The sequence below is a fragment of the Paenibacillus sp. LS1 genome, assembly GCF_026013365.1.
Taxonomy (GTDB): Bacteria; Bacillota; Bacilli; order Paenibacillales; family Paenibacillaceae; genus Paenibacillus.
Window position 1 is genome coordinate 101,475 of the sequence record NZ_JAPDOE010000012.1, and the last position, 24,360, is coordinate 125,834.

Genomic DNA, 24,360 nt, shown 5'->3' on the forward strand with positions numbered 1-24,360 from the left:
ATGAAATGAATGCTGTCGGGGTATAAAAACCAATCCCTCCGGGAAGCGGAGGGATTGATGGCAAATGTGACATTTTTTTAAGAGGTCTGACCTTTGTTTTCTTTTTTTCTTCTCGCTGAACCGAGGAAAATCGCTCCAACAAATACAGCGATCAATAATGAGAAGAAAATCACGTTTGAGATATGGAAACCAAAAGCACTCAACATCATTTTCACTGAAATAATAGCAATAAGGATAAATGCTGCTTTTTCCAGTTCAGGAAACTTATCAATGAGTTTAAGGAAAATCTGCGCGACACCACGCATCATGAGCACCCCGATGATACCTCCGAGGAAAAGGACCCAAATCTGCTCACTAATACCAAACGCCGCAATAACACTGTCAATACTGAAAGCAATATCCATCAGTTCGACCATAAGCACGGTTTTCCAGAATGAATATTGCTTGCCCTCCTGATTCTCGTCTGCCTCAGACTTGAATAGTCCTTTGTAGGCAATGTATAACAGGTATAATGCTCCGAGCACTTTGATCAGGGTGATCTTGACGAGGAATGTCCCCAGCCCGATCGCAATAAACCTGAAAATATAAGCTCCTAAGATACCATAGAATAACGCCCGCTTTTGCTGTTCCTTGGGCAAATGCTTAACCATAACAGCCAGTACCAGCGCGTTATCCGCAGACAGAAGCCCTTCCAGTAAGATCAAGCTACCAATAATTCCCCAGCTTACAGGGTCAGAGAGTGTAGCAACAATCTCGGTCCAAGAGAAAAAATGGCCATAGTTCTCACTAATGCTTTTAAAGAAATCACTAAACATGAAAAGGCAGCCTCCGCTAACTCAAATTGTTATTTACTGCCGGCAGTCCAGCGCATTCCCCACCCATGGGCTTCATCTAGGGCGCGGTGTCCATTGTAGAACTGGACAATTCTCTCGATACTGAACGTCTCATCATTCACGTTGCGGAACATGGCAATACCACACATTCCCAAGGAACTTCCATGTTCATTCATGCGGACGATAATATCAGGACCGTCTTTCTGGTTAATCGTTACGACTCCATCGGCCTGTGACCAGTTTTTTACACCTTCATAAATGTAAGTGAACACGAGGATACGCTTGATATGAGCAACACGTTCACCGTTAATACGCAGATTCTCTCCGGTCCTCACTGACCCTGTCCGATCATCCCCGTCCAGAGCTATGTACGGATATCGGTTAACGGACCCGAATGATTCTCCAAGAGCCTGTATGACCCCTTTACTGCCATCCATCATTTCATAGAGGCAACCGAGGTCCAGATCGACGCTCTTGTTCCGCCCGAACAACCCACGGTTAGTCTGTTGATTCCAGTTGAGATTAATTAAAATCTCTCCGAGTCCACCTGAATTTTTCTTCAGGTTAATCGTATCGCCTTTTTTCTTCAGCTCAATCTTGTTCAGGTTCAGTTCAATCTTGGGTTGAGGCGGCTGAGCTGGTGGAGCTGGAGGCTTCGGTGCTGGCGGCTGAGGTACAGGAGGAGCAGGTTGTGAAGATGAAGCATTATCCTCAACACTCACGCCAAAATTGCCACACAACGCATTCAGCCCCCCGGCAAAACCGGAACCAATTGCATTAAACTTCCACTCTCCATTATGTCGATATAACTCGCCAATGACGATCGCCGTTTCCACCGTAAATCCACTAGCCAGATCATATTTTAATGCTTCCTGTCCGTTATTGGCATTCCCAAAGCGAATATAGGTATTCTGAACCTGACCAAAGCTTTGATTTCTGGACTCACCTTCATAGATGGTCAGACTGAATGCAATCTTTTCAATACGCGCAGGGATTTTGCTCAGATCAATATCAAATTGCTTTTTGTCCGATTGCTGCGGTGTATCCTTGTACGTAATAAATGCCGTTGTCGGCTGGTTATAAAAGATAAAATCTTCATCACCGGATACTTTGCCACCAGCACCAAGAAGGAAGGCAGATGTATCAAGTTCAAGCGCTGAGGGGGAATTCCAACCAATACCAACCGTAAGACGGGTAAGCCCCGGATTGGTTTTAGTCAGGTCCGTTTTTTGCCCTTTGACGACAGTTACAGCCATAACAGATTCACCTTTCTTCCCCTATTTGGCATCTAATCCGTAGTTCTCGCAGAGCGCAGCAAGTCCACCGGCAAAACCACTTCCGATTGCCTGGAACTTCCAGTCTGAACCTGAACGGTAAAATTCACAGAACACAACAGCCGTTTCCGTCGAGAAGTCTTCTCCCAGATCATAACGCAGAACCTCACGTTCGTTGGACGCATCTACGACCCGAACAAATGCGTTGGACACCTGTCCAAAATTCTGTGCGCGTGCTTCATAATCATAAATCGTTACGGTAATACCAATCCGGGTAATATTTGCAGGAACTTTGCTGAAATCCACGATAATCTGCTCATCATCGCCTTCTCCCTCACCTGTACGGTTATCTCCTGTGTGAGTTAGTGATCCAGCACCACCCGTTGGATTGTTATAAAACACAAAATCGTCTGTTCCTTTGGCTTTACCATCTTCATGAAGCAGAAATGCTGAAGCATCCAAGTCAAAATCGACTCCGCCGCTATATTTGTTGGTATCCCATCCAAGGCCCACCACAACCTTTGTTAAGCCAGGGTTTGTTTTGGTAAGGTCAATCCGTTGTCCTTTAGCTAAGCTAATTGTCATATATTCGTCCACCTTTCTTAATATTGAAAGCCTTCTTTAATGAAAAGGAAAACCGCCAAATCGACGGCTTCCCTGTCTTTTATGTGTTCATAAGTTATTAGTTGAGTCCTATTGCAGACCATAGTCGCGTGTAAGACCGACCAGACCGTCCTGGTAACCGCTACCGATCGCACTGAATTTCCATTCACCACTGTGACGATACAATTCTCCAACTACGACACCTGTTTCGATGGAGAAATCTTCGCCCAGATCGAAACGAATCAGTTCTTCGGAATTAGCCTCATTTACAATACGTACATACGCGCGGGACACTTGTCCAAAGTTCTGGCTGCGTTCCTGAGCTTCATAGATTGTAATCGTGAACGCAATTTTCTCGATGTCTGCTGGAACGTTAGGCAGGTCGATGTTCACTTGCTCATCATCGCCATCCCCTTCACCCGTGCGGTTGTCACCCGTATGCACAACGGAACCATTTTCATTTTGCGGATTATTGAAGAAAATAAAATTCTTTTCTCCGTTAACCTTACCGTCCGCATTCGCACAGAACACGGATACATCCAGGTCAAAATCCTTGCCGCCATCATACTTATTGGTATCCCAGCCCAAACCTACAGTGATTTTGGCCAAACCTGGATTTGTTTTTGTTAAGTCGATCTTCTGACCTTTAGATAGATTGATAGCCATTCGATTCATCTCCGCTTCACTATAAAATTAGATGCAAAATTGCATTTTGAGGATTCATATACTACGTATAACGACGAGCGAGCTCATCGATATGTACCGCATGAGCACCTTCACCGATTGCAGAGAATTTCCACTCTGCACCATGTCGATACATTTCGCCACAGATGAGGGCTGTCATGCCTGAATAACTATCGGATAGATTAAACTTGACCAACTCCTGAGCGTTTTTCCCATCCAAAATGCGGATATATGCACGCTCAATCATGCCAAAGTCCTGTTTGCGATTCACACAATCATAAATGTTTACAACGATAAGAATTCTATGAACATCGGCAGGTACGGAGGAGAGATTGATTTTGATTTGCTCATCGTCTCCTTCGCCCTCACCAGTTAGATTATCTCCTGAATGAACTACAGATCTACACAAACTCTGCTTGTTATGGAAACAGACCAAATTGGTTTCCTTCATTAACTTGCCATTCTCATTCAACAGCAACGCGGAAGCATCACAATCGATATTTGCCTGCTTCTTTCTTCCGAAGAAGCCTTTGGAGGCTACAGGGTCCCAACCCAAACCAGCGATGACTTGAGTTAATCCTGCTTTACCTTTGGTTAGATCGATCTTCTGTCCCTTGACCAAATTAATACCAGCCACTGATATTCACCTCCTTTCAGCTTCAAATGCTAGGGTGGTTACAGACTGAATTCACCCGGGTTCAAGCCAAGAACCGTGCAAATTTCAGCTACGACTCTACGCTCTTGATCGTCGAAGTTACCATCAGCAGCACCAATCGCACTACACACACCTACAATGACACGGCCTACTTCCGGCTTCGACTTAAACTTGGCAATAGCCTTCAAGGCTTCCTGTTTCCCGATCTCGGGCGAAAACTCAAAGTTATTGACATAATGATTGAAGCGTTCGATGACAACCGTCATATCAAACACTTTCAATTCCTGACTCAAATTTATGTATCCCGCCATCTTGTTCTTCTCCGCAGCATCTACGCTTCCATCCGCAAAAGCAACCAAGGCACAGCCTGCTACTACAGCGTCCATAAAATCCTTATTCTTGAATCGTTTAACCTGGTCCTCAAGGCCTTGTTTGGTTGAGTTAAGCCAGTTTCTGAATGAGCTCATATCCATCCTCCGTTACTATATTCATGTCTTTTAAAACTAGCAAAATCTAATATTCAGCTTTATATCCTAATTCATAGAAAAAAATAGTTAAATTATCCCTTAACTATACTCTATATTTTGTCATTTTTCTACATATAAAAACAAAAACCACTTCAATCCCCTTAAGTATGTTTTAAAGGGATATTATCTAGTATTTAAACGGCGTACATTTTATTACAAATTTCGACACGTAAAAAAACACCCTCTTTACAGTCCTATGTTTTGAGGTTGTTCAAAGTATATATATGTTTTATTTGGCATGACAAAAAGCGGTTATTCACCCTGACCATACTCGGGGCAGATAACCGCTTTTTTACATACGAAATTTCAGTCCAGCCATTGTTCCTATTCGTTTACTTGAGCAATCAATGCATTCAGACATACTGCACCCTGTGCACGCACATTAACGACAATAATCGGTGTATCCAACATGTCGTGCATCCAGGACATATACTCTTCTACTTTTTCGTTCGGAAGGATTGTCAGAATAACCCCTGCGAATCCACCACCATGAATCCGACAAGCGCCATCACCCAGGTTTTGCAGATAATTCTCGGTCAGTGCCAGCGCGATGCCAATCTCCTGTTCCTTCACAGCACCACTCTGATATACATTCTGCAACCACTTCCATGACGAGTTACCGGACGCCGTAATCAGTTTCAAGAAATCAGCAAAACGTCCATCACGCAACGCCTGAACCTGACCATCGACACGATTGTTTTCTTCCAGGAAATGAAGCGCACGCAGCACGGCACGATCCCCAGCCGCTTCACGAACCTTCTTGAGGTTGGCATAGATTGCGTCTGCTGTAATTTCCCGAACATACTCACTGCCCAGTGCCTGAGCAACCGCTCTCATCTCATATGGCACAGCAGCATAATCTTCCGTCAGATCAGCGTGATTACCGCCTGTATTTACAATGACCAATGAGTAACCGTTTTGTTGGAAATCCCACTGAACAGGTTCGATGACCGGCTGTGCAGGATTTTCAAAATCAATGGCAATCAGTCCGCCGTACGCACAAGCCATCTGATCCAGCAGACCGGAAGGTTTGTTCCAGTAGTGATTCTCCGCATACTGACCGATTTTGGCCAAGGTCACAACATCCAGTGCTCCATCATTATAGAAGTGATTCAAAATCGTACAGATTAGCATCTCAAATGATGCCGAGGAACTCACTCCTGATGCCGAGAACACGTTACTCGAGAGATACGCCTGGAAGCCGCCTACTTTATATCCAAATTCTCCAAATCCTGCAGCCATACCGCGAATCAATGCTGTTGTGCCATCGTCTTCCGTATTTGGCGTGAGGTCCGTGAGATCGATTACATATTTCTTGTCATAGCCTTCTGAGTAAAACGTAATAACCGAATCCGCAGTTGGTGCTGCCACTGCAATCGTATCCAGCGTAATGCTGCCCGCCAGCACTTTACCATGGTTATGATCCGTGTGATTGCCGCCAATCTCACTGCGTCCTGCCGCGCTGAACAACTTGCTTCCTTCTTGTGCGCCGAAGTACTCTTCAAACGTTGCGTTCAGCTTCGTGTAACGTGCAGTCTGTTCCTCTACTTGTGATTGTCCATACATTTGGGCAAGCAACGCTTGGCCCTCCGTGGATTGGATCAGATTCAATGGTTGTGTCGTCATTAATAATCCTCCTATGGATATGCAGCTTTTATTTTTAGACTGTTGATGAACATGGTTGTCGCGTCTGTTTCATACCTTATTCCTCTCCCATTATCTCAGCTTCACAGCGGAAAAGGTAGGGTAGAATTGAAAGTTTGTAAGCGTTTTGTGAAGTTATTTATTGGTGGAGGGAACGATGAAAGCCTGATCTATATCCTGTCTGCTCTGATATTCGCAATGAAGATGCAGAATCATTCAGAGAGCCAGCAGCGTAACATCAACGCTTGACTGTAACGTAAGGTCATACTTGATAATGATCTCAAGCGAATAAGAAGGAGAGATCAAGGATGAAGATTATCGCGTTACGTTCAGATCAAATCTATGAGGAGATCATCCAGGCTGCACCCGATAAGAAATTGGAGTTATACCGCGAGCGAATGATGAGTCCATTCATGAACAAATGGAACATTCAACAGATCCCGTTTCGCTCTCAAGAGCCTCACGGCTTCGACGTGATCATGATGAATAACTTTATGAATATCGCTCCAGCAGATATCACACCTGAGATTAACGAATCGTTAGCAGCGATTTCGTCTGAAGCATTTTGGCAACAGTGTCATGAAGCTGTTCGTACGAGTCTATCCACCTTTACAGATCACGGGATTGAGCTATCGGTCTCCGAATATCTATATACAATTTTATTAGGCGATAAGAATAGCCCATCACTCACCATGAACGAAGGCATCAGCGGGGATGGCGGAATCCCGGGTTATATTATTGCGAACCTGATCCCCAATAGGTATACTCTACCTCGTATTCAATCCGTGTTAGCTCATGAATGCAATCATAACGTGAGGTATCAATATATCCAGTGGAATCCACAGATTACGCTTGGCGATATGGTTGTTAGCGAGGGGTTGGCTGAGAGCTTTGCGACATCCCTGTATGGAGAAGAGTTGCTAGGCCCCTGGGTAGCCAAAACGGATATGGAGACTTTGAATACCGTAATCAAACCAAAAATGAAAGACCAGCTGCATGTCACCGGTTTTGACCAAATTAATCCGTATCTATACGGCGATGAACTTGCCATCATGCAAAACTTCACTCCCGTAGGTATGCCCTATGCGGCTGGCTATGCCTGCGGTTATCACCTAATTCAATATTATCTGAACAAGACAGGTACACCGATTACCGAAGCAACCATCACTCCGGCAAGTGTTATCCTTGCTGAAACAAAGGACTTTTGGAATGAAGACACCTTATTTCACCGTTAAAGATATCATCCAGATTACAGGCATCACCAAACGCGCATTACATTATTACGATAAAACAGATCTATTAACACCGAGCAAAGTCGAGGACAATGGCTATCGGTATTACGATCAAGAGGCACTGGGGAATCTGCAAATGATTCTGTTGTTCAAAGAAATGAATTTCTCATTAAAAGACATTGCCGCCATGATGCAACTCTCCAAAGAAGAACAGAAAGATATCCTAAGAGAGCATCGCAGTACACTCGTTCAACGCAAACAAAAGCTCGAAACCATCATCGACCAGTTGGACGAGTATGTAGATGGAACGGATCTCTCTCATCTTCATCTGTTTGACGACTCTTCCATTCTGTCTATTCAAGAGCAATATGAATCCGAGGCGAAGTTCATCTACGGAGATACCGAGAAATATCAGGAATTTGAAACTAATGTGAGCGAGCTGTCTGTGGAAGAGCAAGAAAAAGCCTACCAGCAATTCTCGGCCAACATGGAGCAGGTATTTCGGGAATTAGCGAAACATCAGGATCTGTCTCCTGCTTCTGGTGAGGTGCAAGCGTTAGTGCGTGAATGGAAGAGTTGTCTGGAACAGTTCATGGTCTGTGATGATGAGATTCTGAGATGTATCGCTGAAGCCTATACGACGGATCGTCGCTATGCGGGTTATTTTGATCAGTTTGGCGATGAGGTTTTTTTGAGGTTTTTGTATGAAGCGATTATGGTTTATGTGGAGGGTGAGGAAAGACCTTTGAAACCCGTTTCCTAGTATTAGGATGGTTTCAAAGGTCTTGAGCTTTATAATATAGCCTGTTTGTCCATTCGCTGTCGTTGGACCTCATCGAGATATCGAGTGAATTGAGATTCGCCTGAGTAGCTCAGAAATAACCACTCCAACGCACGCGTCATCCCGATATAGAAACGAGAAACTTCCCGTTCATCAACTTCATTCGATTTTCCTGCTTTTCGTGGCATAGTCTCAATCGAAATCATAAACACTGCTCTGAAATCCAATCCCTTAGCACTGTCTATTGTCAGAACTTTAATACTTTCCTCTTCCCGATTAAAGTTCTTTTTAGATAGGTCATTCTGGGTCACCCAATTATACGGTAGATGATTTTCGTTCAGAGCTTTTCCCAATTCTTCGATACTGTTGACTTGATTAGACTCCTGTACCCTGTACAAAATAGCAATGTCCTTCAGAGCGAACGATTTTTCACGCCGTAAATAGTCTATCGATTTGGCAACAAACGCCATCTCTGCTTGTGTACTTTTACTGCGATAAATTAGAGGCTCTGGACCTTTACGGTTCGTGAACTGAGGCGGTATAATCTCAATTGCATCAGCCCCGGTGCTGATGACTTTCTGTTGCAACTTGGACTGTTCTTTATAGAAATCCCACGCAAATTGAACAATCTGTGCCGTATTCCTGTAGTTGATTGTTAGTATCTTGGAACGTCCTCGGAAGTCTAATCCTGTATCTTGAGCCAAGCTATTTTTTCGTTTAAAAATGGTTTGTGCACGGTCCTCGACAAGCAGCAGCGACTGCGTCTCCTCATTGAGACATGCGCTCACGAGCTTCAGCCAATCCGCATCAAAGTCCTGCCCCTCATCGATTAATATGGCATCATACTTCGGCAATTCTTGTAGTCCTTGGGAGATTTTTTCCATCAAGACCGGCAGTTTCCTGTCCATGATTCGAAATTGCTGCCCTAGCCACGAATGAAAGGTGCTTACCTGAATATTAGACTCATGTGAAGAAAGCACATCCTGATCCTTAAAATCAAACAAGTCTTCAGGCTCAGCCATCTTCTGTACAATAGCTTGCCTTAAGTATTGGGACAAGGTTGAGCCGTAGCATAGCACAAGAATATTCCAGTCTGGATTGGCCTTGGCCAGCATCCGTGCCCGACTGACGAGTACCAGCGTTTTACCACTCCCCGCGACTCCGCGGATTAAACGATGTTTGTCTCCAACCTGCTTCGCCATTTTTTCCTGATGTAGATCCATCGTCTTAATGTTATGCAAGGATAATAACAGCTGGTCCTGATGAGGCACAATCTCTTTGCGTTCTGCGCTAATCCGTACTTCAGGAAACAGATGGTAGCGAATTGCCTGTATATCTTCATTGGTCAAGCTATATCGGTTCCGGGTCGGCACCGTGAACATATGTAATAACTTCTCAATCAAAATCTCTTCTGAAAAATCTTCATCCTCTGGGTCCATCTCTTCTCTGGTCAACACAAATACTGGATCGATCACGCTATACAAATCCATACGGAGAAAATCTTGCTGTTTCAGGCGAGTAAAGACAACCCCATATCCGTAATTAAATTTCAAATATCCTGGCGTTCCCTCTTTAATCAAATTCTTGTCCTTCTTTAATTGATCCGCAATGAGGAACGCGTAGTCTCTCGCCTGCTTCAGCGGGCTTCGGGCAGTAACTGTCTCCCCTGCCGTATTGCGCAACGTCCATTCGTCCCGGTTCACCTGATGCAGCGTCCCTTTGGTATAATCTTTCACTTCTAGTACGAGCAAACCTAAATCTGGCCCGATAATGACAAAATCCGGTCTTCTTCCACGAATTTCAGGTTCATAATATACGATATAGTCTTTTGGGAGGTGTTTTTTCAAAGTATCAAATAATAGTCTTTCTCCTGCTGTCGCTTTCTTGGGGATAGCTTCCGGTACTGTATTTGCCATGCAAATCGCTCCTAATTCTAGTTATCTAAACTTGCTATAGCTTCATTATCTACTAAAGAACCACAATTTTCCACATTTAAAATTCACAGTTACGAAAGTATACTAAAAAATTCAATCCTTTTTTCCTGGTCCTTTTGTATTGATGTATATAAATCCCACATAATAGGTACCATTTGGAAATTGTATATGTTACGGTTATTAATGTTGGCCAACACAAATAAACCAACTCAAGGTAATTAGGGAGAGATGATTAATTGAAGAAATTTTTAAGTTTAGTGATAACATTGACCTTAGTATTGTCGTGTACTACTATTAATTCAGCTTCTGCAAATGTGACTGAGGAGAGCACTGAGAACTCTGAAATCAGTAGTCTATTTACCAATTTTATAGATACTGCATTTGAGAATACCGAAGATTTTACAGTTAAAGATCTTGAAGGTTCTGTCGTTACAGATCGTTTTATTGAAGTTACTAAAGAACATCATGAAGCAGCAGATTATCGGACAATACAAAATATAATTATAGAAAACAACTGGTTTCTATCATATAGAGAACATTCTCCACTAGACAACTTAAAAGAATCAGGCTTAGAAGTTAATGCCCTAAGTAACATCAGGGGAGAGAATGTCTCGGAGAGATTCTATCACATTGCAAAAGATACAAGAGACAAATTCACTAAAGAGTGGGTCGTTACTCTTTCAGGTAATTTCTCTTATGATACAAGTACATTTAAAGTAACGACAGTTAGTGGACCTAAAATCAGCCTTACCACAGCAAACTTCGGTGCTATGTTCTCTCCGGCACTAGAAGACATCTATACCTATAATTCTTCTTCTGGATCTACGGCTACCTTCAATGCAAGATATAAAATGAGAGCTATACTCGGATTATCTATAGGAGATCTTCCATTAGGAGTCAATCTCGATTTTGGAACTCATACGGATACTATGAAAGCATATCCTTCCGTATTACAGCCTTAGATAGAAATGTCAGTTTTATTAAGTAAAGAGGTGATCATACATGAAAACAAAAAGTGAAAAGCTACCAACACTCTTTTTACTTATATACGCTGTCCTAATGCTTATAAGTTACAGTATCTATCTATTTTTAGAGAATACCCGATTAAGTCACTCTCAACAATGGGTATCTGAGGGCAATTTAACCCAAGATGATGTTAATTCCATAAGCCAAACCGGAAGATGGACAACCATCTCAGAATCTGCGTTCCTCATTCTATTCGTGATTGCATTCATTTTTGTAATGTATCAATTTCAGAAAAAACCTTTAAAACATTTTCTCATCTTCAATGCAGCATTATTCATTGGGGTTGCACTAATTAGTTACGTGGTTTCACTTGCTAGCTCCATCCCGATAGGTAATTCAGTTCAACCCGTTATTATCCCTACGTTTTTACTCGTTGCCCTGTGTATCTATACCTTCTGGAGAACAAGAAATGGAAAATAGAAACCAGACTACATGCCATACAACGGTGTGTAGTCTGGTTTTTCGTTTAACTAGGGTTCCCCCCGCTCAAAATACGCATGCAACCGATACAGACAAATCTCCTTCGTCCAGCGATACAGCACCGCCTGTTCCTCCGCATCCTTCACCTGCACATTCAGTGAGAACACGCCTTCTTCGAATCGCGTCATGCTGCCCTTGGCCCCACTCCACATGGACATCGGCATATCATTTATCAGTTTCTCAATCCGTGTTGCCGTCCTCTCATTCCATTCCCAGAGCGCTAGCTTGTCCTTGTCCGAAAAGTCTTTCCGTTTCCGGTATTCCTTCTCTGTCAGGTACGTATGGAAAAATTCAGCTATCTCGCCCGGTGTGATCGGGTCCATCCAGTGCGCTTCGCCTCGCTCCAACATGTATAGCAATACGATCATCTTGTAGCTTTTGTTCATGACCGTCTTCTCCACATCGCGCAGCCACGCCTCATGCCGGACGTACATCTCTCCCTCAGTCGGGGACTGCAACTCCGCCCAATACAGAAATCCAACATACGAACCAAATTCGCTCCGATACCCAACACTCTTCGAACGCCCCATGAGGTGCAGCTCCAGATACGTCGGAATACGCCCCAGCTCTCGCTTCACATCCAGAAAATCCTGATGCAGCTTCTCGCGGCGCGGTAACCGTTTGCGGCTCAGCTCCTGAAGCAGGTTCACTACTCGGGTCTCCAGATGAATCCCACAGTTAGCCGGAACCTCAGGCACAGCCGAATCCATCGTTTTTCCGCTTCGTTCCTCGTCTCCGCGTACGTCCAGAAGGCTCAGCTTCACATCCGCATTTCGGTAGTTTCCGATCAGGTCGATGATGACACAATGCGATTTGCCTTCCGCCAGCCGCAGACCGCGCCCCACCTTGCGCGTAAACACCGTGAGCGACTCGGTTGGACGCACGAATAATAGCGTATCCACACGTGGAATATCCGTCCCTTCGTTGAACAGATCCACCGTCAGCACAACCTTCAGATCACCCGCATCAAGCTGCCGAATAGCTTCCTCCCGCGACATCTCCGATGTGCGCGAATGCAGACTGAGTACCTTCACGCCCTGACTTCGGAAATACGCAGCCAAATAATCCGCCTGCCGGATCGAAGAGCAAAAACCAATCGTTCTCGTCTGTTTGTGCCGGACCCAGGCTGCATAGATCGTCTCTACGTGCTCCTCTTGCAATTGAACGGCCATGAGCTGTTCCTCATCATACTTTGTCCCGATCCAGCGAATCTGCGAATAATCTGTATCGTCGAATACCCCGTAATATTGAAATGGCGCCAGCCAACCTCGCCGGATCGCTTCAATAAAATGCATCTGATACGCCACATTCCCATCACAGAGTGCATACACATCTTTACCATCCAGTCGATCCGGGGTCGCCGTAATGCCCAGCAGGAACTTCGGCTGAAAATGCTCAATCACCGACATATATGTCTTCGCCGCCGCATGATGGAATTCGTCGACCACGATCAGATCAAATGCATCCACCGCAAAACCATCCCGGTGCTTCTGCATACTCAGCGTAAAGATTGAAGCATACACACAATCCGCCGCCCCATCCTTGTACTGTCCGTTATAGATCCCATGACTGCGCTCCGGCATGATCCGTTGAAAAGACTTCTTCGCCTGGAACAGAATCTCTTCCCGATGTGCCACAAACAACACCCTCTGGAACCGCTGCGCGAAGAAACCCGCCAGATACGTTTTGCCAAGCCCGGTCGCCATGACGACCATCGCCTTGTCGTACTGCTCCTCCATCGTGCCATGGAGTGCTTCAAGCGCATCCAACTGCGCCAAACGCGGCTGGATTGGCACAAGCGACAGCTCGGCGGCTTCTTCCCCTTTGTCCTCAGGTAGACCTGTGCCAAATTCCGCTTCTTCCATCTCCGTGATGCGCTGGATCATCTCCGGGTTCTTCTGATGATATTTGCGGTACTCTTCCTCATACAGTTCAATCGAATCCGGGTTCACCGGTAAGGTTGTCTCGTGGTAGAAGCTCTGCATGAACTTGTCCAACGCCATCTGAAACGTATACGGCTCCGCCTCCGCATTCATCACGAGATTCCATTCATAACCCGTCCTCAGCGCAGTGAACGAGAAGTTCGAAGAGCCGACGATTAGTAGTCCTTCGCCGTTGTCATGATCGAACAGATATGCTTTTGGGTGAAAAGAAGTGCCCATACTTCGCCACAAACGTGTTTCAATTCGGGGATCAACCTCACACAGTGCCCGTAAGCCCTCCGGCTGTGTGATATACAGATAGTCTCCCGCAAGCATCCGTACTTCTGCACCACGCTCCGCCGCCCGCTTTAAGTGCGGGGCCAGCAGTCTCACCCCGGACTGCATAATAAAGGACGTCATAATATAAATCCCGGATGCATGCTGCATCCGGGCAATCATTAAAGTTGTAATAGAGCTGGCTGGCTTGTTCTCCATCCTCAACCATCTCATTTGTTATTTTCTCATTCTCCAGTATACGGTTAAATAAAATATCATTATTAATGATTGCACTCTTCATATCAACCATATCTTGTCGTAAATCCATCGTTAGATACTGTTCATACATTCTTTTTTCTTTATAAAAGCTATAGGTTAGAACAAGCAATAATGCTAAGCCAATGCAGCATCCAATCATTACAAATCGTTTCTTTAAAATCATAGCATTCTGTTCTCCTAAGATTTTATAGTAAGAAGCACCTCTACGTTTGTCTGGTAGAAGTGCTTTTATGCATTATTTATCTGTAATTCAGTTGTGAGGTTTCGTTTAGAGGCTTTTGGGATCGATGTAGCACTACTCCTTTTCCCACTCTCATAATCCGTCGTAACTCCTAAAATATAAATGCTCTACCCTATAAAAACAATTGCGTCCTGTCTTTGAAATGCAAGTGGCAACTTTTCTCGAAGTCCATCTATTCTTTCGACTATTCTATCCCTTTGTTCATCTTCTAAATTCTTTACAGCCCATTCCTTTACCAGAAGTAGTTCCTCAATAATCATCGGCACATCTTCCCCTTCTATATCAACACCAGTTGAGAAGAGATCTATCCATCTTAAATCTAGTACTTCAACAGCGGGTTCCCAGCAATCCTTAAAAAAAGATTCTGTTGCAATTGGAACAAAAAAACTCTTTTCAAAATCATTTTGTGGTTCAAGTATTACAGCACTGATAGACATTCCTTAATCCCCTCCGAATTTTGCGCTAAATTTGTACTCCGGAAACTCATTTTTTAATTTCTTTATGCTGTTATTGACAGATTGTCTCAATTCAGTTGTATCACCGTCTAATCTAAAAATGAATTCTTTTATTCCCTTTATATCTTCTAGAGTGGGTATTTCTTGTGAACCATTAACAGTTGTCCTTGTTGAAGTAGCGTTCTCTAAAGCGAAAATACGATTACTTGTTTTAGTAAAGATCTGTTTGTCTGCGAATTCTTGTGGGGTCTGTGCTGGTAATCCAGTTTTAGGATTAACCTTATTAAGCCCTTGAGCAGACTTATCTTCGTAAAATATACCTTTATTCAGATCAATCTCATCGAATTCCCCTAGGGACTCACCTCTTTGATTAATAATTTCAACCTCTTTTGAACTATTAATTTTGCTGCCTTTACTTGGCTCTACATTAGCTTTCACTGGCTTCCCTCCACCAGATCCACCCGACCCAATGTCGTCCTTCGAACGAAACGCCTTGCCAAACAAAACATACGCCAAAGCCTGACCTGTCATCGCTCCACCGTAATACCCTGCACCACTCTCATCGATCTGTTTCTTCTGCTCTTCTACAAATTTCTCTATATCAGATCTCGCCGTTCCAGTACCCCAAGCAGTATCCCATGCAAACTGAACTCCACGCCCAACGTCTACAACTTTGCCCACTGTCATGGCATATGCCACACTGCTTAATGTACTGAACGGGTTATCAAAGAAAGCTTCTGTCGTCTGACCCAATCCCGTTATTGTTTCTCCTATGGATTTATCAAGCAACCCTACAGCGAAATTTCGCTTTAGCTCCTCTGGAATATACAGTGCAACCTCGCCTGAACCGTCCGTTGTTCTGAAGTTCCTCGCGATAAACGTAAACTCATTCTGGATCTTGTCCAACAGCCCGAGTGTAGTTGGGAACACTTCTTTCACTTGCATAAAATCCCAGAAGAAACGCTCTCCTGTCACACCCGACCATTCGGATTGCAACATATAGATGGATTTCTCCAGTTCTCTAACGATTCGATCGAGTTCCAATTTCTTCTGCTGAACCAATCGAGCTTTCTCGTCCAACACATCGGGTTGTAGCTGAATACGTTGCATACCATCTTCACCGCCAACCTGACCATAGTAGTTATACCTAAATTTTAACAAGTGAAGAGTTTGATTGGAATCAAACGGAGGATTCATTTTCTCGTTAAAGATTCAGTAGTCAGGAAACATTCATTAGCCAGATATTTTGCATATTCGTGCATGTTATTCATGAAGTCTTACTTCTGTTTAAAATACTGAACGATCTCTTCCGGTTCCTGGGTTTCCAATGTGATGTGGCCTTTCTCGAACAGGATCATGTACGGATATGATTTTAGACCGAAAATCTTCTCATAATTAAACTTATTATCATCACGCACATTATAAAAATTCACACTGGTAATTGGGCCTTCTGATCTCAAATTTTCGTTATTCACTTCATTTAATTGCGTCTGTAAATCAACAATAAATGGCCGCTCCGAAAGACGGTCGGTAAATACAATGAGTGATGCATCATTTCTCTGATTTTGCGTTAGATATTCAATGGCTTTCTCTCTATTGTTCTGACCACAACCTGTCAATACGAGTATCAACACACACAATATCAAGAACAGCTTCATTAAATCCTCCTCCAAAATATGATATAATTGGATATTAAGATGGTTTGAATTTCATCAGATAAGCTTTCTCTCTCTGAAAGGAGCACACAATGAACAAAAAGAGTATCATCTTCGCTATCATTATCGGTCTTTTTATTTTAGTGCTTCCGTTCATATTTTTTATTTTTCGGTAATTATGAATTAAGAATCCACACTACACGTATCGAATATCCCATTTGAACTTAACTCTTCTTAGTTGTTTACACTAATGCTCTCTTCAATTGCTCATAAAACGTCAACGGATCCGCATAATCCGGTAATCCCGCCACCTGGCCGTCACCGAGTTCAAGAACAATCCAAGAGCCGCCTTCCACCTTGGCAAAATCCATCGTGAAGAAACGGCTTCGAATCGTTTGTGCAATGTCCAGAAATAAAGTGAGTGCATCTCTAAACGCTTCGTCCTGACCTTCATCCCAATAGTTAGAGATGTATGCAGGCTTACCGTCAAACATAAACACCCGCATCTCTCGGGATAACGGCATACCACTCTGTTCATGGTAGGACTGAAACTCCAACTGAACATACTCCCTGAACACAAGCCCTACATTCAACTCTTCACCTTGTAGCCTCACAAAGTTATGCACAACCTGCTTCACATGCTCCTCATCCGCAGCATCTGGGATGTAACAGGCTTCCTTCCACTCATGTTTACGAGATTTCACATAATCCTTAACGATAATTGGCTGATTACCAAACTGGCGAGTGGCCTCCTTAACGGCATCTGGTGAAGCCTGAATCACTGACATGGGAACCCAGACCGAGTGCGGTGTATACCCTTTAATTACGTCATATGACTCGGGCAGGTAATGGCAATGCTTGTATTGCTCTGGTGTATTAATGAGATATAGATTTTTCGATGCCAGCGCCTTATATAGTAGCCCGTACGCTTCCGGTGTCAGCATCCAGCCCCGGTACAGTACATCCTCCCGTTCTGTTGCGTGCTTCAGTCGTCTCACAGCGTGTTCCGGACGCTTGTTAACTATTAGTTCTTCCAGATGAACCAGTCCCACCTCAAAGCCAAGTTCCTTGGCACATACATACTCCTGTTCATAACTTTCATCTACCTTCTTCTCATCCAGCGGCGAACTACTAAAAATAATTTTCATATGTACCTCCCTTATTCATCCTGCTTAATTGTGTTTCTCATACGTTGTCGATCTAACTGAGCTCTAAGGTATAATAAATGACATACTACTATATACACCCTCATTCTACAGGAACAATTGATCCAATTCGAAGGAGGCTTATCCATGCAAATAGAACGACTTGATCATCTCGTGTTAACCGTAGAGAATCTGGAAGCAACCCTTTCATTTTATACCAACATATTAGGTATGAAGGTAGTCGAATTCGGCCAAGGCCGAAAAGCATTACAGTTTGGACAGCAGAAGATCAATTTGCATGAACGGGGCAAAGAGTTCGAACCGAAAGCTCATACCCCTACGCCGGGTTCGGCAGATCTTTGTTTTCTGGTCAGCACACCCTTGGAAGAAATGATTCTCCATCTCTCACAACATCATACGAAGATCGAAGAAGGTCCAGTGGAACGTACCGGTGCGCTGGGTCCCATTCGTTCGGTGTATGTACGTGATCCTGACGGAAACCTGCTTGAGCTGTCCAATGCTTTGTACAGTTAATCACGTGATTTTTCACCTTTATATGGTCGCAAAAAAAACCTGCAAAGCCTCGGCTTCGCAGGTTTTTTGGATTTATGAAATTCATTAAGAGTTTGCATCTGGATGCATCTCATTTAACGCTTAGGGATAGAAAAGGGGTTCTCTTCCTTCTCACAACCAGTTAACACGTAAAAAATACGTCCTTGCTCACTCTTCATCATGCCGATCCCTTTGCAGGTGTCGTTCGCCCTTCCCTGTGTGGAGCCATAGAGATCTCTTGAGTCATCGTAAGTGAATTGAATGGCTGTACCATCATAGATCAGTTCATGGATAATGGGCCCACCTTCAATGGTATACTTCGTTACGCGAACCTGAGCCTGATGCTTTTCCTTCACATTTTTCATAAATGTGTTCCACTTATCCCCGTTCAGTATGCCTCCGTGAAGCACAACCACATCCCCGCTTTGCTCCGCTTGCTCTGGATTATGGGGATCAATAATTTCTGGGAATGATTTCGTCATTACTGGAAAATCCACTTTCTGATCATTTGCCTCACATGCTGTTAACGCTGTTAACACTATTAAAACTAACAAAACCGTAAGCAGCACTCTCTTCATCCAATCACCTCATCTTTATGACGCTAAAGACTACGTGCAGGTTACCTAATTTCTGTTAAGAAGACTGCAATTACACTCAGCCCTCTTCAATATAAAGGAAATTTTATCATTTGTATGTAACTTCATCCCTTCATAGAGCGTTTAGAAAGAAATGCAACATTCATACCCAACTCATCCGAAAAAGAGGCGATATCATGCAATCGGTAAACTCATCCGATCACATAGTAGAAGAAAAACGCTCCACTTCACGCTTGAATAATCGATCCAAAGGTAAGCGCAAAACGGCCCATCGATTCGCTATTGCAATGGCTACAACATTAGTTGCGTCAAGCCTGCTGATGGAGCTAACAGCTGTGCCAATGACTCACGCAGCTACTAATGCCCAACCTTCGGCCAGTAACATCTCTGTTCAACCGACTGCATCAAACAGTTTAGAGAAGAAAATTTACTATACCGCTGTACAGGGTGCTTATTATTACACAGTCGCTTTGAGAAGTGATGGTTCCGTATGGGCCTGGGGACGTAATCTCTGGGGAGAACTTGGTGTGAGCGAGGATGTTCGATATCGTCATACATTTAGTCCGATTCGTATCCCCAAACTATCTAATGTAACAGTTATTTCATCCTCCGGTGGTGGGAACAACGCAGCCATTCAAGCAGATGGAACCATTTGGGAGTGGGGTAACGGCAACATGCCACGTCGAGTGCCTGATATTACCTCTGCCACGAATGTTAGCATAGGGGCTTTTTCAACCATCGCCCTTCTCCAGGACGGAACTGTTCGGTCTTGGCAAAATCCGCCTCAAGCCGTAGACCTGGAACAGACACGTAAGCTACAGACGATCAGTGGACTAAAAGATATCATCCAAGTTGAATCCGCTGGCCTACACGGCTATGCTCTGAAGAAAGATGGCTCCGTATGGACATGGAACGAACCAGACGAACCTGGTAAAGCGCCTTCCAAACCAACCAAGTTAAAGGGGTTGAACAACATATCTTCGATCACCGGTGCAGATGCATCCCTACTTGCACTGGATAAGAAGGGAAAGGCTTGGCAGCTAGACCTAGAGGGCAAAGTCACCCCCTTTCATCACGAGCTCAAAGTGAAGAAGATGGATGCCAATTCAAGTTATACGTTGTTACTTACTACTACTGGTGAGGTGTATAGCTATGGAAGGACAGTGACCGGCAAAGAAGGAAAAGTACACCATTTGTCTGGCATTACCGATGTTTCAGCGGGATATCACCATAGTCTTGCATTATCCTCCGAGGGGACTGTATGGGGCTGGGGAAGTGATAAGTATCAGGAAGCGGGCGCACCTGCAACATCTTCTGGAGGCATGGTCTACAAACCGGTTCAGGCCAAGCTTGGAATGGATGTTTACCTAAACGGTGAGCTATTCCAGTCGATGTATCCCGCGGTGGAAACGCCCAAGACCGTACAGTTGCCAATCAAAGCAATCGCAGCAGCACTCGGAGCAAAATTTGAGGTTCATAAGGCGGAAGGTAGCCTGAGTTACTATACGTTAAAATATAACAATCGAACAATTACGATCAACCCTAACGAAGCACATTATCAAATAACTTCCATGGATGCGTCTGGAGAGCAACTCATAGAGCTATCTGAACCCATCAATAACTACTCAGGAGCAACCACTGTACCTTTTGAAGTATTGCGTGGTTTGGGTTTGAACGTGTCCTGGGATCCAGAGAAAGCCAGGCTATCCATTGACGATGTGGACAAGTAAAAGTCAGGGCTCTAAACGAATACTTTTACACCATCTAAATCCCCTAAAATATAAAAAATCCTCTTCAAGTAAACGTCCTGTTCTTTACGAACATCGTTATTTGAAGAGGATTAATCTGTTTAACCACACACCGCTCAACGGAGCGATGGAGGATAATATTTTATTCCAAGTATCTTCCTATTTTTCGAATCGGAACCAGCCGAAGTCAAACTGACTGCCTGGCAGGAAGATAAAGCTTACTTTCTGCTCACCTTTCACCTGCTCAAGCTCAAACACCCGCTCCTCATATCCACCCGACTGTGTGAACTCAACCAACTGGTTGCTCTGTCCGTCCGCACCTGCAAAACGAATATGAATGGTATTCTTATCAATCGGCGAATGACCGTAGATCACGAGCTTCGACGTGCCTTCTGCCGTAAAGTCCATATTTTCAAACTCCAGTGATACATTGTTTCCGATACCTTCAACACGATCACCTTCAATTTTAAACGTATCTCCATAGAGATGATCACAGGATGCAGCGGCATTCTGTTCAAAGGCACGACTTTGACGCTCAAAGGAGAAACCTTTAATATGAATCTTCTGCTTCAGTACAAAGCAGATCGATGTAATCCCGCTAAGGCGTTTGGACAGATGATATGTCTCTTCCTGGTACACATTCCAAATGGACTCTTTGTCATATACCACATCCGCGATCATCGTACTTCCCTCTTCATCCGGCATACCTTCCCAGATCTGAATGAAGTAATCCTCAGTGGATAACGTAAAGATTGGAATGGTAATCGTATCGGAGCCATATGGTCCGAAGTCAATATTACGGAAGCCTACATGTGTCTCTCCATCGCGACTTGTCGCTACCCCACGTTCGTTTCCGTTACCAACCTCACCTTTGGTGTAATCGTACAGTCCGCCCGTGATGAAGCCGTATGGATCTTTGTAGGCTGTACCGAGACCATCCGCCTTGAACTCCAGCTGGGAGATGAGTTTCGTTTTATCCGTACCATTGGTACTGGTTGCGCGAAGTCGGAACTCGCCGTCACCTATAGCCGATACCTTTACCGCATGTTGATGCTCAACACTATCGCCCGCTTCCGCTTGAACAGCTTCCACTTTGGCAATGTTGGACTCGATTCCAGCATCATTTACAACAGCCCACTCGATGTCGCGATAGGAAGTGTTCTCTGGATACAGTTTGGCGGTTACAATTAACTCCGGGTTGGACGGATCGAGCAACTGTCCTGCAGTACTGATGATCTCGATTTTCCGCAAAGGAATCTCCTGAGCATTCCCCGTAAACACCGGACGTTCTTTATTGTTCATGAAGACAGGTTGTACTTCTTTCTCATCATTAAGTTCAGCCGCCACAACTAGAGATTCGAACTCAGCCATAGCCCCTTCCAACCCTTCGGAAGAAACTTCAATCCGAATCCTTCCAGGTTCATTTGTCGCTCCGATGATCGCCATCAGTTTGCCGCTGAACAGTCTTCTGCTCAAACCTTTGTATGGATCATAGTCCGTGCTATCCCCGTTATCCAGACCCAGCAATCGTCCTGCACCAGTCACCTGAACTTGCACGCGGTTGTTCGCATTGTGTACCGTATTCCCCGCTTCATCTTCCACATCAATTTCTACAAAAATGAGGTCTGTACCACTGGCTTGCAACTGCTCCCGATCCGCTTGCAGACGAATCTTCTTCGCATCCGTATAGGATCTTTGCACATCGGTTGCAATGATCTGACCGTTCTCATCGTAAGCGATCGCTTTCAGCTCGCCCTCTTCATAAGGCACTTTCCACCAGCCAGACAGCTGTGTTCCATTGGCATGATCGATATCGTACGTGCCAATGGTTTTACCGTTAAGTTGCAGCTCAATCTTCGGCGCGTTGCTGCACACGCGTACATCAATGATCTGACCTGGGCTGAAATCCCAATAAGGGAACAGGTGAACCATCGGACTTTTCTTATAATCCGTCCAAGCCGCTTGGTAAATGAAATAAGAGTCTTTCGGGAACGTTGCTGTATCCAGCTGTCCAAAATACGAATTCTTCGTATGATACGGTGTCGGCTCTCCAATATAATCGAATCCAGTCCACAGGAATTGACCCAATGAGTAAGGACGATCCCGCTCTGCCAAAATGCAGTATTCTGCCGACTTCGCGCCCCAACTGGTCGTACTGTTACCCAAAGCCGAGCATTGCTCATCATCATCTGCCAGAATCGGCTGTTCGAACGGGAAGTGATAAATGCCACGACTCTGTACTACAGAAGACGTCTCACTACCATAGATGATCCAGTCCGGATGCTCTTCATGATGTTTGTCGTAATATTTTTCCGCGTAGTTGTAGCCTGCCAGCTTCACGATATCCGCGCATTTTTGTGCATTTTCCCAAGGCATGTAGTTGGAACCAATCGTCACGCCAGCATTGCCTTTCGGATCAAATTCCAGCACATAATCCATCAGCATTCGAGTTACTTCCTGTCCACGCTCATCCGCATGGGTGTCGTAAATTTCGTTCCCGATACTCCACATGATCAGGCTGGGATGGTTACGGTCGCGCTTCACCCAACTCTTCACATCCGTATGCACCCACTCCGGGAAAAATCTCGCATAGTCGTATGGCGTTTTGGCACGTTCCCACATATCAAAGGCTTCAGACACCACCAGCATACCCATCTCATCAGCAAGTTCCATGAACTCTTTGGCAGGCATATTATGCGCGGTACGGATGGCATTAACGCCCATTTCTTTGAGCAAAACAAATCTTCTACGCAATGCCGTCAGGTTAAACGCAGCTCCCAGTGCCCCGAGATCGTGGTGTTCGCACACACCATTCATCTTCGTGTGGACTCCATTCAGATAGAAACCTTCACTAGGATCCAGCTTAACGTCCTTAAATCCAATACGTTGGGTTACGGTTTCAATGATCTCCTCACTCTGATCATCCGTGATTAGTCTCAGTTCGGTGACCAGTTCATACAGATGCGGTGCATCCGGGCTCCACAGGTTTGGATTCTCCATACTGATCTGTTGGCTATCTGTCGATGCGGACGCATTCTCACCTGCTGAAGTCGTAACATTCGCTTGGGTGGATGCCACTACCTGACCTTCATACAAGATCGTATGCACCAGTTTTGCTTGCTGATTCTGTTCCAGGTTCAGCTCCGTATCCAATTCCACCTGCCAGCCATCCGTCTGTTGCTTGATGGATACATAAGTCCCATCCGTAACAATATGGTTGCGGTCTCTCGTCTTCAGCCACACATGGCGATAGATTCCGGCACCGGAATACCATCTGCTGTTCGGGCTCTGATGCACCACTTTGACCACAATCTCATTGTCGCCTTCCACCAGTGCATTCGTGATCTCATGTTCAAAAGCAGAATAGCCATACTTCCACTCTCCAACCAGCTGCCCGTTCACATACACCGAAGAGTCCATGTATACGCCATCAAAACAAAGCAAAAGCTGCTGCTCATCCTTCGTATAATGGAACGTCTTGCTGTACCATCCAATGCTGTCTTCATACAGTTCAAGCGTATTATATATCAGCCAATCATGGGGAAGCTCCACAGGTTCATACACCAGACCCGCAGGTTCCGTAACATCCAGCTTGCTTTTCGCAAATTGCCATCCATCATTAAAAAGCCTCTTCTGATTCATGGTAGATTCTCACTTTCTTCAAGTAAATTATGATTACGGTTTCAACAGTAGATGTCGCTTTTTCCGAAAACCTTTTCGGTAATACACAAGTATGACTATAACACATAACCCGATTATACCATCAGTCTCTTTCCTGTACCTTCATTTCATAAGATTTTTTAGCCAGATTAATGAAC

At 44.5% G+C, this 24,360-nt stretch carries 21 protein-coding genes; 6 read left to right on the plus strand and 15 right to left on the minus strand.

Features of this window, described 5'->3' with window-relative positions; translation table 11 throughout:
* Window positions 1-77: 77 nt before the first annotated feature.
* From OM416_RS27040 to OM416_RS27070, 7 genes are all read right to left on the minus strand, one after another.
* On the minus strand, window positions 78-815 hold the full coding sequence (locus OM416_RS27040) for a TerC family protein (protein ID WP_264934650.1): 738 nt from the start codon (window positions 813-815) through the stop codon (window positions 78-80).
* Window positions 816-844: 29 nt separating this feature from the next.
* Complete coding sequence (locus tag OM416_RS27045; protein WP_264934652.1) at window positions 845-2,089, minus strand: TerD family protein; 1,245 nt, start codon at window positions 2,087-2,089, stop codon at window positions 845-847.
* A 21-nt stretch (window positions 2,090-2,110) separates the two neighbouring features.
* Window positions 2,111-2,692 (minus strand): TerD family protein, encoded by a 582-nt coding sequence (locus tag OM416_RS27050; protein WP_264934654.1) that lies wholly within the window; start codon window positions 2,690-2,692, stop codon window positions 2,111-2,113.
* 108 nt (window positions 2,693-2,800) lie between these two features.
* Window positions 2,801-3,376 carry a TerD family protein gene (locus OM416_RS27055; RefSeq protein ID WP_264934656.1) on the minus strand — a complete coding sequence of 192 codons (576 nt, stop codon included), beginning with the start codon at window positions 3,374-3,376 and terminating at the stop codon, window positions 2,801-2,803.
* A gap of 61 nt (window positions 3,377-3,437) precedes the next feature.
* Window positions 3,438-4,031, minus strand: coding sequence for a TerD family protein (locus OM416_RS27060; protein ID WP_264934658.1), 594 nt, complete (start codon window positions 4,029-4,031; stop codon window positions 3,438-3,440).
* A gap of 38 nt (window positions 4,032-4,069) precedes the next feature.
* Window positions 4,070-4,516 carry a tellurite resistance TerB family protein gene (locus OM416_RS27065; protein ID WP_264934660.1) on the minus strand — a complete coding sequence of 149 codons (447 nt, stop codon included), beginning with the start codon at window positions 4,514-4,516 and terminating at the stop codon, window positions 4,070-4,072.
* 384 nt (window positions 4,517-4,900) lie between these two features.
* Window positions 4,901-6,202, minus strand: a complete 1,302-nt coding sequence (locus tag OM416_RS27070) for a galactokinase (protein WP_264934662.1) — start codon at window positions 6,200-6,202, stop codon at window positions 4,901-4,903.
* 326 nt (window positions 6,203-6,528) lie between these two features.
* On the opposite strand from OM416_RS27070, the gene OM416_RS27075 reads away from it, so the two are divergent.
* Both OM416_RS27075 and OM416_RS27080 read left to right on the plus strand, forming a co-directional pair.
* Window positions 6,529-7,455 (plus strand): DUF2268 domain-containing protein, encoded by a 927-nt coding sequence (locus tag OM416_RS27075; RefSeq protein WP_264934665.1) that lies wholly within the window; start codon window positions 6,529-6,531, stop codon window positions 7,453-7,455.
* Window positions 7,430-8,215 (plus strand): MerR family transcriptional regulator, encoded by a 786-nt coding sequence (locus OM416_RS27080; protein WP_264934667.1) that lies wholly within the window; start codon window positions 7,430-7,432, stop codon window positions 8,213-8,215. Before OM416_RS27075 ends, OM416_RS27080 begins: the two co-directional genes overlap by 26 nt.
* A gap of 29 nt (window positions 8,216-8,244) precedes the next feature.
* Here OM416_RS27080 and OM416_RS27085 read toward each other — a convergent pair whose 3' ends face one another.
* A complete protein-coding gene (locus OM416_RS27085; RefSeq protein ID WP_076332989.1) occupies window positions 8,245-10,149 on the minus strand; it encodes a 3'-5' exonuclease in 1,905 nt (634 codons plus the stop codon).
* Window positions 10,150-10,403: 254 nt separating this feature from the next.
* Here OM416_RS27085 and OM416_RS27090 point away from each other — a divergent pair, with 254 nt between their 5' ends.
* Together OM416_RS27090 and OM416_RS27095 are read left to right on the plus strand one after the other, a co-directional pair.
* Window positions 10,404-11,129, plus strand: coding sequence for a hypothetical protein (locus tag OM416_RS27090; protein ID WP_264934671.1), 726 nt, complete (start codon window positions 10,404-10,406; stop codon window positions 11,127-11,129).
* Between the two features lie 40 nt (window positions 11,130-11,169).
* On the plus strand, window positions 11,170-11,613 hold the full coding sequence (locus OM416_RS27095) for a hypothetical protein (protein ID WP_264934673.1): 444 nt from the start codon (window positions 11,170-11,172) through the stop codon (window positions 11,611-11,613).
* A gap of 50 nt (window positions 11,614-11,663) precedes the next feature.
* Here OM416_RS27095 and OM416_RS27100 read toward each other — a convergent pair whose 3' ends face one another.
* The 5 genes from OM416_RS27100 to OM416_RS27120 all read right to left on the minus strand — a co-directional run bounded on the left by OM416_RS27100 (window position 11,664) and on the right by OM416_RS27120 (window position 17,649).
* The gene (locus tag OM416_RS27100) at window positions 11,664-14,090 is read right to left on the minus strand and encodes a DEAD/DEAH box helicase family protein (RefSeq protein WP_264934675.1); all 2,427 of its coding nucleotides are present in this window, start codon (window positions 14,088-14,090) and stop codon (window positions 11,664-11,666) included.
* A gap of 408 nt (window positions 14,091-14,498) precedes the next feature.
* A complete protein-coding gene (locus tag OM416_RS27105; protein WP_264934677.1) occupies window positions 14,499-14,828 on the minus strand; it encodes a hypothetical protein in 330 nt (109 codons plus the stop codon).
* Between the two features lie 3 nt (window positions 14,829-14,831).
* Window positions 14,832-15,956: a WXG100 family type VII secretion target gene (locus tag OM416_RS27110; RefSeq protein ID WP_264934679.1), complete on the minus strand. Its 1,125-nt coding sequence runs from the start codon at window positions 15,954-15,956 to the stop codon at window positions 14,832-14,834.
* 167 nt (window positions 15,957-16,123) lie between these two features.
* Entirely contained in the window at window positions 16,124-16,504 is a 381-nt protein-coding gene (locus tag OM416_RS27115; protein ID WP_264934681.1) for a hypothetical protein, read from the minus strand.
* Window positions 16,505-16,743: 239 nt separating this feature from the next.
* On the minus strand, window positions 16,744-17,649 hold the full coding sequence (locus OM416_RS27120; protein ID WP_264934683.1) for an ATP-grasp domain-containing protein: 906 nt from the start codon (window positions 17,647-17,649) through the stop codon (window positions 16,744-16,746).
* Between the two features lie 144 nt (window positions 17,650-17,793).
* Here OM416_RS27120 and OM416_RS27125 point away from each other — a divergent pair, with 144 nt between their 5' ends.
* Window positions 17,794-18,180: a VOC family protein gene (locus tag OM416_RS27125; RefSeq protein ID WP_264934686.1), complete on the plus strand. Its 387-nt coding sequence runs from the start codon at window positions 17,794-17,796 to the stop codon at window positions 18,178-18,180.
* A gap of 113 nt (window positions 18,181-18,293) precedes the next feature.
* On the opposite strand, the gene OM416_RS27130 is transcribed toward OM416_RS27125, so the two are convergent.
* Window positions 18,294-18,776: a DUF4362 domain-containing protein gene (locus OM416_RS27130; RefSeq protein ID WP_264934688.1), complete on the minus strand. Its 483-nt coding sequence runs from the start codon at window positions 18,774-18,776 to the stop codon at window positions 18,294-18,296.
* 194 nt (window positions 18,777-18,970) lie between these two features.
* Between OM416_RS27130 and OM416_RS27135 the strand changes: the two genes are divergently transcribed.
* Window positions 18,971-20,524 (plus strand): stalk domain-containing protein, encoded by a 1,554-nt coding sequence (locus OM416_RS27135; RefSeq protein WP_264934702.1) that lies wholly within the window; start codon window positions 18,971-18,973, stop codon window positions 20,522-20,524.
* 177 nt (window positions 20,525-20,701) lie between these two features.
* Here the strand turns inward: OM416_RS27135 and OM416_RS27140 are convergent, their stop codons facing one another.
* A complete protein-coding gene (locus OM416_RS27140) occupies window positions 20,702-24,184 on the minus strand; it encodes a glycoside hydrolase family 2 TIM barrel-domain containing protein (protein WP_264934705.1) in 3,483 nt (1,160 codons plus the stop codon).
* Window positions 24,185-24,360 lie beyond the last annotated feature (176 nt).

Excerpts from the sequence above, each read along its gene's own strand:
- OM416_RS27040 (WP_264934650.1), bottom strand. The coding sequence starts at position 815 with ATGTTTAGTGATTTCTTTAAAAGCATTAGTGAGAACTATGGCCATTTT.
- OM416_RS27055 (WP_264934656.1), bottom strand. The coding sequence starts at position 3,376 with ATGGCTATCAATCTATCTAAAGGTCAGAAGATCGACTTAACAAAAACA.
- OM416_RS27100 (WP_264934675.1), bottom strand. The coding sequence starts at position 14,090 with ATGGAGAACAAGCCAGCCAGCTCTATTACAACTTTAATGATTGCCCGG.
- OM416_RS27070 (WP_264934662.1), bottom strand. The coding sequence starts at position 6,202 with ATGACGACACAACCATTGAATCTGATCCAATCCACGGAGGGCCAAGCG.
- OM416_RS27135 (WP_264934702.1), top strand. The coding sequence starts at position 18,971 with ATGCAATCGGTAAACTCATCCGATCACATAGTAGAAGAAAAACGCTCC.
- OM416_RS27115 (WP_264934681.1), bottom strand. The coding sequence starts at position 16,504 with ATGAAGCTGTTCTTGATATTGTGTGTGTTGATACTCGTATTGACAGGT.
- OM416_RS27120 (WP_264934683.1), bottom strand. The coding sequence starts at position 17,649 with ATGAAAATTATTTTTAGTAGTTCGCCGCTGGATGAGAAGAAGGTAGAT.
- OM416_RS27095 (WP_264934673.1), top strand. The coding sequence starts at position 11,170 with ATGAAAACAAAAAGTGAAAAGCTACCAACACTCTTTTTACTTATATAC.
- OM416_RS27110 (WP_264934679.1), bottom strand. The coding sequence starts at position 15,956 with ATGCAACGTATTCAGCTACAACCCGATGTGTTGGACGAGAAAGCTCGA.
- OM416_RS27140 (WP_264934705.1), bottom strand. The coding sequence starts at position 24,184 with ATGAATCAGAAGAGGCTTTTTAATGATGGATGGCAATTTGCGAAAAGC.
- OM416_RS27130 (WP_264934688.1), bottom strand. The coding sequence starts at position 18,776 with ATGAAGAGAGTGCTGCTTACGGTTTTGTTAGTTTTAATAGTGTTAACA.
- OM416_RS27065 (WP_264934660.1), bottom strand. The coding sequence starts at position 4,516 with ATGAGCTCATTCAGAAACTGGCTTAACTCAACCAAACAAGGCCTTGAG.
- OM416_RS27105 (WP_264934677.1), bottom strand. The coding sequence starts at position 14,828 with ATGTCTATCAGTGCTGTAATACTTGAACCACAAAATGATTTTGAAAAG.
- OM416_RS27075 (WP_264934665.1), top strand. The coding sequence starts at position 6,529 with ATGAAGATTATCGCGTTACGTTCAGATCAAATCTATGAGGAGATCATC.
- OM416_RS27125 (WP_264934686.1), top strand. The coding sequence starts at position 17,794 with ATGCAAATAGAACGACTTGATCATCTCGTGTTAACCGTAGAGAATCTG.
- OM416_RS27045 (WP_264934652.1), bottom strand. The coding sequence starts at position 2,089 with ATGGCTGTAACTGTCGTCAAAGGGCAAAAAACGGACCTGACTAAAACC.
- OM416_RS27085 (WP_076332989.1), bottom strand. The coding sequence starts at position 10,149 with ATGGCAAATACAGTACCGGAAGCTATCCCCAAGAAAGCGACAGCAGGA.
- OM416_RS27050 (WP_264934654.1), bottom strand. The coding sequence starts at position 2,692 with ATGACAATTAGCTTAGCTAAAGGACAACGGATTGACCTTACCAAAACA.
- OM416_RS27080 (WP_264934667.1), top strand. The coding sequence starts at position 7,430 with ATGAAGACACCTTATTTCACCGTTAAAGATATCATCCAGATTACAGGC.